The 13,669-nt window shown below is 37.2% G+C and carries 10 protein-coding genes; 5 read left to right on the plus strand and 5 right to left on the minus strand.

Features of this window, described 5'->3' with window-relative positions; translation table 11 throughout:
* The first annotated feature begins 123 nt into the window (after nt 1-123).
* Nucleotides 124-2,499: a GAF domain-containing protein gene (locus tag BUF13_RS02125; protein WP_073570095.1), complete on the plus strand. Its 2,376-nt coding sequence runs from the start codon at nt 124-126 to the stop codon at nt 2,497-2,499.
* On the opposite strand, the gene BUF13_RS02130 is transcribed toward BUF13_RS02125, so the two are convergent.
* Both BUF13_RS02130 and BUF13_RS02135 read right to left on the minus strand, forming a co-directional pair.
* Entirely contained in the window at nt 2,467-6,108 is a 3,642-nt protein-coding gene (locus tag BUF13_RS02130) for a BamA/TamA family outer membrane protein (protein ID WP_073570096.1), read from the minus strand. The genes BUF13_RS02125 and BUF13_RS02130 overlap by 33 nt on opposite strands.
* On the minus strand, nt 6,105-6,938 hold the full coding sequence (locus tag BUF13_RS02135; RefSeq protein WP_166669804.1) for an SdiA-regulated domain-containing protein: 834 nt from the start codon (nt 6,936-6,938) through the stop codon (nt 6,105-6,107). The genes BUF13_RS02130 and BUF13_RS02135 overlap by 4 nt, the downstream gene beginning before the upstream one ends.
* A gap of 107 nt (nt 6,939-7,045) precedes the next feature.
* On the opposite strand from BUF13_RS02135, the gene BUF13_RS02140 reads away from it, so the two are divergent.
* The gene (locus BUF13_RS02140) at nt 7,046-8,191 is read left to right on the plus strand and encodes a Pycsar system effector family protein (RefSeq protein WP_073570812.1); all 1,146 of its coding nucleotides are present in this window, start codon (nt 7,046-7,048) and stop codon (nt 8,189-8,191) included.
* 11 nt (nt 8,192-8,202) lie between these two features.
* On the opposite strand, the gene BUF13_RS02145 is transcribed toward BUF13_RS02140, so the two are convergent.
* Together BUF13_RS02145 and BUF13_RS02150 are read right to left on the minus strand one after the other, a co-directional pair.
* Complete coding sequence (locus BUF13_RS02145) at nt 8,203-9,081, minus strand: helix-turn-helix transcriptional regulator (RefSeq protein WP_073570098.1); 879 nt, start codon at nt 9,079-9,081, stop codon at nt 8,203-8,205.
* A 43-nt stretch (nt 9,082-9,124) separates the two neighbouring features.
* A complete protein-coding gene (locus BUF13_RS02150) occupies nt 9,125-9,517 on the minus strand; it encodes a DUF983 domain-containing protein (RefSeq protein WP_073570099.1) in 393 nt (130 codons plus the stop codon).
* 231 nt (nt 9,518-9,748) lie between these two features.
* Between BUF13_RS02150 and BUF13_RS02155 the strand changes: the two genes are divergently transcribed.
* On the plus strand, nt 9,749-10,135 hold the full coding sequence (locus BUF13_RS02155) for a hypothetical protein (protein WP_073570100.1): 387 nt from the start codon (nt 9,749-9,751) through the stop codon (nt 10,133-10,135).
* A 214-nt stretch (nt 10,136-10,349) separates the two neighbouring features.
* Nucleotides 10,350-11,168: a PAS domain S-box protein gene (locus BUF13_RS02160; RefSeq protein WP_073570101.1), complete on the plus strand. Its 819-nt coding sequence runs from the start codon at nt 10,350-10,352 to the stop codon at nt 11,166-11,168.
* Nucleotides 11,169-11,177: 9 nt separating this feature from the next.
* Here the strand turns inward: BUF13_RS02160 and BUF13_RS02165 are convergent, their stop codons facing one another.
* Nucleotides 11,178-11,996: a sugar phosphate isomerase/epimerase family protein gene (locus tag BUF13_RS02165; protein WP_073570102.1), complete on the minus strand. Its 819-nt coding sequence runs from the start codon at nt 11,994-11,996 to the stop codon at nt 11,178-11,180.
* A gap of 192 nt (nt 11,997-12,188) precedes the next feature.
* Between BUF13_RS02165 and BUF13_RS02170 the strand changes: the two genes are divergently transcribed.
* Nucleotides 12,189-13,649 carry a BNR-4 repeat-containing protein gene (locus BUF13_RS02170; RefSeq protein ID WP_073570103.1) on the plus strand — a complete coding sequence of 487 codons (1,461 nt, stop codon included), beginning with the start codon at nt 12,189-12,191 and terminating at the stop codon, nt 13,647-13,649.
* Nucleotides 13,650-13,669 lie beyond the last annotated feature (20 nt).

A 13,669-nucleotide genomic window follows, 5' to 3' on the forward strand; every position in this document is an offset into this window, starting at 1 on the left:
TTATTAAAGATTAAAAGGCTCTGGTTTTCAGAGTTTAAGCTTGTTATTTCTATTTTGTAGAAGAGTTGTAAAAGGAACCTTCCCATTCAGTTTTAAGTTTAGGCTATTATTGATCAATATCTTATGGATCGCGAAGAAAAAAGCAGAGGTATAAATGTAGCTTCCTATCTGGATTTCAAGCTTTTGTTTGAGCAGTGGGAGAAGTTAATGGATAGAAGTAGTCCTAGCACTTGTTTGTACCATGATTATATAGATCGTATTCAAGCTTATCCTGAGCTTCAAAAATCTCCTCTTCAGAGAGATGATGTCTACCGAGAAGAAAATAAACTAGGTTTTGGAATAATCCTGAGTTCTCTTTTCCCTCTTTCAGGACAGGAGGAGGATAAAATCCTAGCCTTAACTTCGCCATTTGATTATTCGCCAATCTATTGTACCCCTGCATTTCAAAAGGAATTTTTGGATCATGCTGGTGAGATGAATATCCCGATGGATTTCTACCATAAAAAGGTATTCAAACAAAAAATGACTCAAATTTATGGGTTGATTTTTGACCAGATTTATGGAAAAAAATTTATAGGCTCAGAATCATTGGTATTCAAGATTCCAAGTCCTGAAGGCTATTCGAAGCATTTTCAATTCCAGATGAATTTGCAATACGTGAAGGTTGTACCAAAAGGTACAATTCCTGATTTAAGCCAAGCTTCGGATTTATGTAATGTAGGCGATGTAGATTCATATGAGCTTGATCGTTGGCTCAAAGAAATCCCATTGGATCTTTTTGAATTCCACGGATTTACGATTTTGGAGGCCCAAGATCTTACCTTAGCCCAAAGTGTAGCGAACCTCAATGAGATGGTTCTTCACCAGGAGCAAGTTTCTTCTGATTCATTTATGGAACTTGTAGAGGATTCAGTAAAGAGTATTCTAAGGAAAAAAGGCTTGAAAGTTGGTTTGGCTGTTCTTCAAACTATCAATGGAAGAATGGTCATGACTGAAAGTAGATTGGCCTATAGCTATTTAATCAAACAATTGTGCGGAGAAGGTTGTGGAGAAAGCTATCAAGCAGTCTTAGAATTGCTTGCGAAAGTAGAGAAACCGATCCTTTTGAATGATTTGGATCTGGCCAAAAAAGAAGTTCCTCTAGGCGTGAAGGTTTCAGAGATGGGGATAAAAGAAATTATTCTTTATCCTTTGAAGCACAATAATGATTTGGTTGGAGTATTGGAAATATGTGCACCAGAGAGTGGAACTTTCGATCCAGGCATGTTCAATACTTTGGATTATTTAGCGCCATCTTTATCCATAGCTCTAAATCGTCAAGCAGAGCTTTTGGATCAAAAAATCAAAGGTATTATTCGCAAGAATTTTACCGCGATTCATCCAGTCGTTGAATGGAAATTTGATGAAATAGCTTTGGACTATGTGTTGAAAGGAGAGGAGGGTGAAGAACCTGAATTTCAGCCGATTGTTTTTAATGAGGTTTATCCATTTTATGCAGCTGTAGATGTAAAAAATTCATCTATTGAAAGAAACAAAGCCACTCAGGAGGACTTGCAGTTGCAACTGAAAATGGGAAAAGATATTTTGGTGAAAGCCAAGGAGTATCAAGATTTACCCTTATTGGATAAGTTGATTGATCAGATTGAAGAATTTGAAACTCGAATAAACCTTTTGGTTGTGGGAGAGGAAGAAGTCAAAATCGCTGACTTTTTCCATTTTGAATTGGACCCTACATTCCAGCATCTCAAGGAGCAAAATGAAGGCTTGAAGGATCTTTGTGAAACCTATCAAAGTTCCTTGGATCCTAAGACGGGAATTGTTAATAAAAACAGAAAAGCATTTGAACAAAGTCTAGCCAAATTGAATCAAATCGTAGGTTCATATTTGGATCAAGAGGAGACAAATATTCAGAAAATGTTCCCTCACTATTTTGAGAAGTTCAAAACTGATGGGATAGAATATAATATTTACATTGGTCAATCTTTGGTAAAAGACAGGAAGTTTGATCCATTGTATCTCAAGAACTTAAAGCTTTGGCAATTGCGTTCTTTAGTGTCTATAGTCCATCGAGTTTCAGCTGCCAAAAAAGAACTTGCTCATGAATTGGATGTAACTCAGATGATCCTGGCCCATAGCACTCCGATTTCTATTAGTTTCCGATTGGACGAAAGAAAATTTGATGTGGAAGGAGCCTATAACATCCGCTATGAGATCATCAAAAAACGAATAGATAAAGCTTTGATCAAAGGAACTAGAGAGCGTCTCAACCAACCGGGTAAAATTGCGATCGTTTACTCTCAAACCAAAGACGCAAGAGAATATCAAGACTATATTCATTTCCTACAAAAGCAAGGTTTATTGACCTCTGAGCTTGAAGAAGTTGAGTTGGAGGATATGCAAGGGGTATATGGTATGAAAGCCCTTAGAGTTACAGTCAAAGACTTAGAACCAAACCTTTCTCAAGACTCAAAATTGATATCCGAAGGAAAAGAAGGGTAGGGTTTCTTCTTCATTGAAACCTAGAGAAAGTGTGGCTACAATCTGGTTTAAAGGAGCAATCCAAAGACCCATACCAAATGTATGATGCCAGGTGTTTGACTTTTCATTGTCGAGCCAGACTCTTCCAATATCGTGAAACCCAAGAACTCCGATGGTGGCAGGAAGGACATAAGTCTTCAAATTCAGAACCCTCACTCTCACTTCGGTATTATTATAGGCAACAGCACGTCCATTGAATCTGTATCGTCTGAATCCACGGAGATTATCCATACCTCCTAGGATATGGCCTTGGAAATATTCATAATCTCCCCAGTTTTTTCCAGCTCCAAATCTGCTTGCCCAAACCACTCGGGAAGGATATTTAAATGACCAAAACAAGGCTAATTCAGCATCTGCACGGGTGAAATTGCTCGCCCATTCATTGATTCCCCAGTTTTGTTTTAGTCGTCCTTGAAATTGAAATCCTCTCGAAGGAATATGGATATTATCTCTGTTGTCAAAATTGACCTCAGCACTCAGTCCTGTATAGAATTTGGCATGATCAATATCCACTTGATCCAAGCCTGATTCTGGACTGGTAATGAATTTACCTTCATTGTCATCTGGATCAAATCGATAAACTTGGTAATGAGGTCCAAAGGTCAAAGATCCTTTTTCTCCCAACTTTGCCTGTAGGCCAGCATTAATTTCGTACCAACTGAAGCGTGCTCTATAATAGCGGATTTCATATTTATCCAGATCATAAGTGGTTTCATTTCCTTGTCCAAAATAATTGAAAGCATAGTCAGGAGCTCTCACATCTGCCTCCCAAACCACATCCAGTTTCCCAACTCGGTCCACGGCATGTCCCTGATAGTTAAGGTTGAATGCATTGGTTTTAAATGCCCAGTTTCCCTTGATGGATTGTCGAATAGAATAGGGTTCCTTTTTGAACCCTTGCTTTTCCCACAATACTCCGGCACCAAAAAATACTCCATCATCTTTGTTGAATTCTATGGAAGCCAAGGGCATGAGTTTGTCATATTTAAACTCTTTGCGATTGTAGGCAAATAAATCAGGATCGTAGGCCTTTTTGATTCGAGTGGATTTTCCGATAGATGTGGCAAGTGTATTATTATCAGGTAGATAAATGAATTGTGATTTCTTCTTTAAATCTGCTTCATCATTTAGAGTTTTCACTCCATTTCCTGGGACTAAGCGGATTTTGATGTCACCAGATCCTTCTCCCAAAAATGTAAATTGATCTTCTCCCTCCAAGCCATACAAATGAATCTCATCTGTAATATCCGGGGAAAAGGTTCTATCATAAATCTTCTGTTTGAGGTCTCCGGACTTATTGATTTTTCGGACTTGTACCCGGATATTTCCATCCTCTAAATGCTTGACTTCAAATTCTTCATTCTTATTTGAACCTACCACATTGACGTCTTTGGAAAGAAAGCGATAATACTCCAGAGACTTTTCTTTAAGCCAAGCTTTCCGTTTAAGCAGCTTAGCTTTGATTTCGGCCTTATCCTTATTTTGAACTTCAATTGGCCAATCGCGAAATGCCTCATCAATCACTTCCTCAGTCAGTTTTTTATCAAGTTGATCCAAGGCTTTTTCCCAGTCTTTTTGATCCAAATTGGTCAGGAAGCTTCTGTCAAAATAGCGTCCATTGAACATGAATCCATTGACATTCTTCAGTTCGTAGTCAAAACCTTGGAACTTTGGACTTGCCCATTTTCTACTGGCAATTTTGGGTAATAGGCCTTGATTGACGAAAAAAGCCTGATCTCGGTCTCTAGGCATTGGTATAAACTCCCAATCTCCTTTTTGCTTTTCTCCAACCCATCTCCATTGATCATCATGCCGGTCCCAATCCCCAATCCAAAGGTCAAACAATCGGGCTTTTAAGACTTCCTTTTGATTCACCTGATTATCATTATCCTTCCGGATTTTTTTGAGCATTTTGTCAGTACTGAAAAACTCGATCTTATCAGAACTGTTTTTGGGACCTATCTCTCTCTCTTCGTACAGGTATAGGCCATTTCCAAAGTCCTCACGATAAACTCCCAATAAGGGGTCATCTGGTAGATAAACAATTTTAGGGTTGGTGTGGACAACTTCTGCTGCATCAGCCAATCTTGCCACAGCCAAAGCCGCATAGGGGTGAGAGGAGGATATTTGATCCTGAACCACCTGCTTTGCAATGGTTTGTCTCAAGGCAGGCGTGAGAGCGTTCTCAGGATATTTATTGATGGATCGAAGGACAAATTCTTTTCCTTGAGGATTCTCCAAACGTAGTGAGCGGGTTTGCATTCCTCCTCCTCGCTTACTGATCCTTAAGCCACCTCTTTCTTTTGCCAGATCCAATACCGGGAATGTGGCAGGAATAGCCCAAGTTTCTCTGTAATTGGATCCCAAAAAGAGTTGGTATCCTTTTCCATGCAGGTATTGATTGGAGATTGTATCCTTGATGGTTTCAGGAAATGATCGTTGGAACAATTTCAACTGGGCGGCATTGCTCGCATATCTTTCGATCAGATTTGATTCATAGAGTGGTTCCTCCTCTAATGGATCCATGAATTGGAGCGTCACCTGATTATTGGAGTAAAAATCTAATATGGCATAGCCCTGTTTTGGATAAGTAAATTCAGCGGGATTGTTTTTTTTAATATAGGTATCTTTTGCACCAGCACCACTGACTATGTAATGCATATTACCCTCTTGGGTATAGGAGAGACCATGCTCATGCCCAGAAACCTGGATAACATGAGGATGCTTGGTGAAAAGTTGGTCCAAAGCTCTAATCATTGCCTCATATTGAGGATGTGGGATGTCCTGAATATCTCCAAACCATGTTCTATATAGTGGATAAATAGATCCAACAAGCGGAAGAGGAAGGTATAAATTGTCAGAAACAGCCGTCAGAGGAAATAGGTGATCTTTCCAGCTATAGCCACCATTATGAGGTCCATAGGCTCTCATCGGGTGATGCATAGCAAAAAGAATGGTCTTGTCCTGATTTTCTTCCAAAAGGTAGTTGAGTGAAGCTAAGATTTCTTCTTCAGTCTTGAATTCGCAATCAGACTCTAAACCTGGCTTATCTCTCTGGTGTAGCCACCATTGGCTATCAAAAGCAATGAACAAGGTTTCGTCATCCAATAAGGTCACATAGGGGCCTGGACATCCTCCAGAAGGAACTTGAATAACTTTTTCCTGAGGATAATTGTCTTCAATGAATTCCTCAGCGAAAAGTACTCTATCCCAGCCTTCGGATTTACCTTTTTTCCAATCATGATTCCCAGGGACCATCCAGATTTTCCCAGAGATATTATTAGAAAGATCTAATTGGGTTTTGAGGATAAATTCAGCTTCTTTTCTGTCCTCATCGCCAATGGCAGGCATACCTTGAGGATAGATATTATCTCCCAAAAATAGGACATGTGATAGAATAGAAGGGGTTTCAGAGACTTGTTTCCTAACATGTTTGATGACCGGATGTTCTTCATTCTCCAATTCTCCAGCATCTCCAATCAGATAGACCCTAAACTTTATTTCGGACTCCTGAGCATCCGCGGCTATAGCCCAAAAGAGTAGAAATAGGATAGAAATTAGCTTTTTCACGGATTAAAAGGAAAAATTAGAAAATTTGGTTTCCCATTTCTGGCTTCATTTGAAATAAATAATGTTCCATCATCTGCAAAGCTGATCCCTTCTGGCTGCTTGAATATATCTCGTGGCAAATGGAAAAACTCAACTGGATTGAAATTCTCATCTAGTTTCATCAGCCAATGATCGCTTGATGAAAGCAGGTAGTACTTTTTTTCAATAGGATGAAAAGCAATGGCAGAAGGCTGGATTTTAACTTTTTGAGCATCTTCTTTTGATACCAACTCTGTTAAGGATTCATTTTTGATCTGGATTACGGCATCCTCTTTAAATGTTTTTGAAAGGAGGTCAAATTCATAAACCGATGCCTGACTTGCGTTTTCATCCCAGCTACAAACTTTGCAAAATATCCAAATAGCATCCTTTCCTTCGGGTTTGATGAGTGATTCAAAGTCTCTTTTGTCATGAATAGGGAATTCATGAATGGTGGTTTGGCTATATTCAGAGAAAGGGTTTTCTACCTCATACAAGTTTCCATTGCTCCTCAATACCCAGGCTGTTCCATCGATATAGAGGATATCCTCAATGTCTTTGTTTTTGGCAAACTTGAATTTCTTTTTTCTTTTACCAGACATCGGATCGAGCTGGTAAATAATCGATGATTCGTCCTCTATGGCCCATAATGTTTCAGAATCGATCCATTCAAGGCCTGAAATTTCTTCCAATTCATCAGAGAGATTCACTTTTTCCATTTGCTCCAAAGAATAGGCGGAAGGGAATGGAATAGGCTCCAAATCCTTCTTTTGAGCAGTGCATTGACAAATCAAAAGGAGAAAAAGTGGCAAAAAATTAGATAACTTTTGATGAACCGGGGTGAACATTTTCTTTTATCTTAGATAATCAAATTAAGGTAATTGCAGTGGAAAATCAATTGGATCGGTTTGAAATAAAGATGAAAGAGCTCTTTGCTGAAAAGCAAATCCCAGAAATCTGTTATCACAATCTAGATCATACTCAATTGATAGTGGAGCAGGTAAAGAAAATGGGAGCTTTTTACAAGCTTAATGATCAAGAACTGGAGGACTTGGTCTATGCAGGCTGGTTTCATGATGTAGGATATTGGCGGGGGACTGATAAAGGACATGAAAAGCAAGGAGCTGAATTTGCTCATAAGATGCTGAAGGAAATGGGAGTTTCAAGTGAAAGGATTCAGAAGATTCAGTCGGGAATCCTGGCTACTCAAGTTCCTCAAAAACCGCAATCTCTATTTGAGTCGATTTTATGTGATGCCGATCTGTCTCATTTTGGAATGGGGAATTTTCGAGAGCATACATTGCTGTTGAAAAAAGAAAAAGAATGTGTTCATGGTAAGGAAATACCTCTTCATTCCTGGTTGATAGGTACTCGGGAGTTTATGAATAACCATTCTTACCATACGGATTACGCAAAAGAGTTCCTTCAACAAGGGAAAGAAAAAAATCTCCGATATATCGAGGAAGAAATCAAACTCATGGAAGATAAAACTGAGAAAAAATCCAAAAAGAAATCGAAGGACAAAAAGTCTGAAAAGGGGATAGAAACCATGTTTCGTGTTACCTCCAAAAATCACTTGGAATTGTCCTCAATAGCTGATAATAAGGCCAACATCATGATTTCGGTTAATTCGATTATCATTTCCATTGTAGTGACAGTATTGATCAGGAAACTGGAGGAATTCCCTAATTATACCATTCCTGCTATTTTGTTGATTTCTACCTGTTTAGGAGCAATGGTTTTTGCTATTTTGGCTACAAGACCGAAAGTGACTCAAGGGAAAGTTTCTAAAGAAAGTATCGCCAAAAAGGAAAGCAATTTGCTTTATTTTGGTAATTTCTATGACATGAGTTTGAAGGAATATGAGGAAGGAATGCACGAAATGATGGAGGATGGAGAGTTTCTTTATGACTCCATGATCCGTGATATTTATTTTCTAGGTAAGGTTTTGGCAGTTAAGTATAAGCTCCTTCGGAAAAGCTACAATGTATTTATGTTTGGCTTTATCGTTTCAATTATTTCATTCCTTATTGCAAGCCTATTCTTTGATCCACTTCAATATTGATTTTGAATACATTAGTGGTTTAAAAGTTTTTTCCTGAATTGTTCTGGAGTCAGTCCAGTTCCTTTTTTGAACCATCTGGAAAAATAAGAGGGATCATCAAATCCTAAATTCGCTGCAATCTCCTGAACAGGTGAAGTGTCATAGCTTAGTACTCTCTTTGCCTCTAACATTACCCGATTCATGATCCATGTATGGGCTGAAACATTGAATTGACTTCGGGTCAATTCATTGAGTTTTTTAACTCCAATACCCATTTGCTCAGCATAAAAGGAAACTTCATGGTGCATGGAAAAGGAGGATTCCAATAACTTTTCGGCTGGAAGAACCTCAGATTGATTGGGAGAAAAAGCAGTGGGTTTGAATCCTTGATCTATCAGTTTTCTTGAACAAAGGATCAAAATTTCCAAAACGGAAAACCTTGTTAATTCGCCTCCCAACCAATGTTTCTGGGAAGATTCAAACTTTATTTTTTGAAAAACTTCCTTAATCTGAAGATCTAGATTTGAGTTTTCGGGAATCTGGATAAAAGGATTTTGAAAGACTGGAAAATGGATGGAATTCCCGAAGCTTGAATGATTGGAAAGAAAAGTAGTGTTGAATAGAAGAATGTGTCCATCCGTTTCCTCAGTAAGGTTCCAATTATGTACCTGTCCCGGTCTAAGACAAAAGAGCATTCCAGGTTTTACAGGATAGTCTTCGAAATCAATTTGATGGGTTCCAATCCCTTTTGTGAAATAGACTACGAGGAAAAAATCATGTTTATGGGATTTTTGAATGAATTGATGTTTTTGACAATGGCTTAAAAGATCACTATAGTAAAAAATCTCAGGCTCTTGACTTTGTTTGTCAAAGTCTGGAATGCTGTAAATAGGAAATTGAGACTTTTTCATTTTAAATAGGAATCAAAAAATCAGCTGCCAACTCAATACCCAGTCAACTCTGGTTTTCTAGTTCGATTTCTGGCTTATATTTCACAAAAATATAAATCCAAATCGTTCGGCTTAGTCGGAAGGTGAGAGGAAGCATTAGAATAACAGTCAATGCTAAGAGCGACAGGAGCACAGTTAGGCTGTAATTCGGGTAAATGAAAGTCAAAGCTGTCCATACTATTATAAAGAATGCGGTATTAATAGCATAGCTAATAAACATGGCACCGAAATAAAATCCGGGTTCTGGCTCTGTTGCCTGCTGACAATGAGGACAATTTTTCACCATTTGATATCCTTTTTTGGGATGAAATGGGTTCTGCGATTGAAACATATTTCCCTGATGACATTTGGGACATTTGCCTTGAAGAATCAGGGATGGTAACTGGATAGCTTTCATTTCTAATTTTTTGGCAAAGCTATTTCAATTCTAAGTTCTAATATAGGACAAATGGGAAAATATGTAGGATAAATAATCCTTAATGATTCTATTTTAGACTTTTTGATAGGATTATTCAGTTTGAAAAGGAAAAATTATTAGATAGGAATTTATTAAGCCTAGACTCAATTGTATCGGCGAGCAATACCTAAACGTCTTTATGATGACCTACACTTTAAGACCTTAAGATTTATGATTTCTAATTCCCAATACCCATTTTCTAGGATCCTATTATTGATAATTGGATTTGTAGTGGTGCTTTTCTCCTGTGACACAGACCAACCTCAATTATTGGAAGGAAACTATTCAGGAACCTTTACCAGAGGAAATGAAAGTAGTACTGTAGAATTGATATTTGAAAATGGAAAGTTTGAGGGGAGTTCTGAGATTACAAAATTTCCTGCCATTTGCAATGGTACTTATCAGGTTTCAGGGAACAAGATTGAATTTACAAACTCCTGCGCCTGGACTGCGGAATTTGATTGGACTTTGATTTTGTCTGGTAGCTGGACCTTTCAGAAAACTAATAATCAATTGATTTTAACACATTCGAATGGTGATCAATACAATTTGAATTAAAATCCACCATGAAAACATTGATTATTTTATAATAGTTGAACTTTTTTTATATGTCTTTATGGTTGCTTATAAGTGTAGACAACGATGAATTCACATAAATTAATTTTTTATTGACAAAAATATTTTAGAGGGGAGTAATTAACCCTAATTTTTTTCATATTTATCATTCAAAAGAACAAGAAAACCTTTCGAATTCGCACTAAATCACATTTTAATGAACATTTTGAAAAGGCTTAAGCAACCTGAATTGATTTGCTTTTTCTATTTAGGATGGGGAGTTTTATGGATTTTATTTAGTGATAAAATAGCCTTAAGATTTTTTGGAGACGATATTACAGGTCTAGCTAAATTCCAATTATATAAAGGTGTCAGTTATGTTGTAGTTACTGCTATATTTTTATATGTATTGATCAAAAACCTTTTTAATCATGTAAACAACAGAAATCAGGATTTGGAGTTGCTTTTTTCAAATCCCAACCTTGGAATTATAAAATTTGATAATACTGGAATAATACAACAAGTAACAGGAAACATTGTAGGTATTTCAGGATATTCACCTCAGGAATTGAATGGTAAGCCCTTCGAATTTTTAGTTGCGGATGAGTTCAAAGAAGAGTTGGAATTGGAGCTTTCTAAAGTTTTTCAGTCCAAGGGCACTGGATTCATATTTAAACTTTGCATTCAATCCAAAACCAAGGAGGATAGATGCATCCAACTTTTTGGAACCAGAAGTCAGGAGGAAAAGAAAGGTAAATATTCATTTGTTGCAGGCTTTCAAGACATCACTGAAAATGTGCGTTTTCTAGAAAAACTGGAGACACAGAATATGCAAATGAGGGAAATTGCCTTTGCTCAAAGTCACCTGGTGAGAGCTCCATTGGCTAGGATTTTAGGAATTACGGAATTGTTTGATGATGAGACTTTTTTATCAGAAGATGAAATGAAGGAATTGACTAAATATCTGAAAGTATCTGGAAATGAACTGGATACCGCCTTGAAATCCATTTCAAAGAAGATGGAAGAGGTTCAATAACAAGTTTTTTCAAACCCAAGGGTTTAACTCATTCCATTTTTGAAGGCTATAGGTGGATTGTTTTACAAAATCCTCCATTTGATTTTTGTTCATAGGAAATTTGAACGGTCTTACTTCTTTAGTGACTATTTCAAAACAAATGATTCCCTTAAAATCAATGTCTTTTAAGGCTTTGAATTGTGAAGGATAGTCTATATGTCCTGTGTCTATTCCTCCTCTTCCCGAATCTGAAACATGGTAGCTAAATAGTAATTTCTCTCCAATTGATTGGATTGCCTCAATGGAATCCTTTTCATTTATATTCATATGAAAACTTTCCAGAACCAACTTGAGGTTTTCAGAAAGAACATTCCTCTGAATTCTAAGAAGTTCCTCTGCTGTATGAATCCATGGAGTTTCGTAGTGATTGCAAGCTTCATATGTAAGAGTCATTTCTTTTCCTTCAGCATAAATACTAAGCTCTTTTGTCGCTTGAATTATTTGTTCTAAGGCCTCTTGATAAGTTTGTCCCGATTTGCACCAAAAGGACAATCCTTGAATTGTGACCATAGGTGCCCCAATTTCAAGTGCATAGTCTATTACATCTTTATAAAAATTAATGGAGTGTTCAAGTGTGGATTCACTTTCTTTGGAAGGTTTGCATTCCAAAGGATCATACCCAATTAACTCAATTTGGTATTCATGAGCTTTCTTTTTTACCTCTGAAGCTGGATATATTTTAAAATCACCACAAAATTGAAGTGCATCAAATCCAATTTCTTTGACCTTGGCGAATAGTTCATCTAGATTTTCCAATCCAAAAGTCCATGATATGGTAGCAGTTTTCATTTTTTATTGATCTCGAGCTAAAAAAGCTCAATCTTTTTTAATCCTGTTTTAAATAAATTTTCATCGGTACCAATAGGTTCATTTATTAGAAAAAAATATAGGAGTACTGGGACAAGTCATTCACATCATAAAATTCCCCAAACTCTAAATTTGAATTGTCTTTTAATCAGGAATATCCTTTTTTAAGGAAACATGAGAAAAATATTCATTTTTAGCCTTGTCTTCTTTTTTATCAGCGAATTCAATTACTGCCAGACAGTCAAGTTGATAAATAAATCAGACACTGGATATAGGGGGATTTGGTATAGTAATCAGCCTTCTAATGATGAATATGTTTTTAAATACAGTGGTGGGTTAGGGACTTATCCAGCCAATCATTATCCTTTCTCTATTTATGCTCCAGAAGTGGATAAGACCTTTTTTTGCTATGGAGGTACAGATCCTGAAGGGAAAACATTGCTCCACATGATTTCTTATTTTGATCATCAATCTGGGAGGGTACCAAAACCTACCATCATCATGGACAAGGAAACAGATGATGCTCATGATAATCCCGTAATGAACATAGATGATGAAGGGTATATCTGGATTTTTTCGACCTCTCATGGTGTGAGTAGACCATCTTACATTAGCAAAAGCAAAAAGCCCTTTGATATTTCCGAATTTGAAATCCTAGAAGTGAGCAAAATTGAAGCTGGAGAAGAAGTTCCATTGAATAATTTCTCCTATTTGCAAACCTATTTTGTAGAAGGAAATGGATTCATAAACCTATTTACTCATTACGATAGAGACGTGATCCCAGGGCAAGATTCAAAGCCGAGGAGAACTATAAGCTTTATGACAAGTGGAGACGGGATAAACTATTCGGAATGGAAAGATATTGCAACCATTCAAGAAGGACATTATCAGACAAGCGGAATTAAGGATTCTAAAGTGGGTACCTCATTTAATTTTCATCCATACAAGGAAAAAGAAAGTGGATTAAACTTTCGAACCAATTTATATTTTCTGGAAACATCCGATTTTGGAAAGTCTTGGCACTCGGCAGGAGGTGAAGATTTAGAATTACCCTTGAAAGAGAAGGATAATAAAGCCTTGGTTTTTGAGTATGAATCTCAGGGACTTTTGGTTTACATCAATGATCTCAATTTTGATGAGAATGGATACCCAGTGATATTATTTGTAACTAGTAAAGGCTACGAATCTGGTCCTAAAAATGATCCTAGAACTTGGAGAACAGCAAGATTTACAGGAACAGAGTGGGATATTCTACCCATGACTGTATCTGACAACAATTATGATATGGGTTCTTTATATATTGATAAAAAAGGAACTTGGAGAGTAATTGGTCCTACGGCTAAAGGCCCTCAAGCATACAATACTGGAGGAGAAATGGAGCTGTGGACTAGTAAAAATCAAGGGGAAAGCTGGAAAGTGAAATCAATTACCCGAAATTCCGAATACAACCATACCTATGCAAGGAGACCAGTCCTTATTCATCCTGAATTCTATGCGTTTTGGGCTGATGGACACGGAAGAGAAAAGTCCGAATCAAGACTTTATTTCTCAGATTCCAAGGGAAGAGTTTATATGTTGCCAACTGATATGGAAGAAGATTATATGAAGCCTATTCGGATTAAGCCCAAAAAGTGACCCACCAATTCAATTCCTTC

This window comes from Algoriphagus zhangzhouensis, from assembly GCF_900148515.1.
Lineage (GTDB): Bacteria > Bacteroidota > Bacteroidia > Cytophagales > Cyclobacteriaceae > Algoriphagus > Algoriphagus zhangzhouensis.

Excerpts from the sequence above, each read along its gene's own strand:
- BUF13_RS02170 (WP_073570103.1), top strand. The coding sequence starts at position 12,189 with ATGAGAAAAATATTCATTTTTAGCCTTGTCTTCTTTTTTATCAGCGAA.
- BUF13_RS02155 (WP_073570100.1), top strand. The coding sequence starts at position 9,749 with ATGATTTCTAATTCCCAATACCCATTTTCTAGGATCCTATTATTGATA.
- BUF13_RS02125 (WP_073570095.1), top strand. The coding sequence starts at position 124 with ATGGATCGCGAAGAAAAAAGCAGAGGTATAAATGTAGCTTCCTATCTG.
- BUF13_RS02145 (WP_073570098.1), bottom strand. The coding sequence starts at position 9,081 with ATGAAAAAGTCTCAATTTCCTATTTACAGCATTCCAGACTTTGACAAA.
- BUF13_RS02140 (WP_073570812.1), top strand. The coding sequence starts at position 7,046 with ATGAAAGAGCTCTTTGCTGAAAAGCAAATCCCAGAAATCTGTTATCAC.
- BUF13_RS02160 (WP_073570101.1), top strand. The coding sequence starts at position 10,350 with ATGAACATTTTGAAAAGGCTTAAGCAACCTGAATTGATTTGCTTTTTC.
- BUF13_RS02165 (WP_073570102.1), bottom strand. The coding sequence starts at position 11,996 with ATGAAAACTGCTACCATATCATGGACTTTTGGATTGGAAAATCTAGAT.
- BUF13_RS02150 (WP_073570099.1), bottom strand. The coding sequence starts at position 9,517 with ATGAAAGCTATCCAGTTACCATCCCTGATTCTTCAAGGCAAATGTCCC.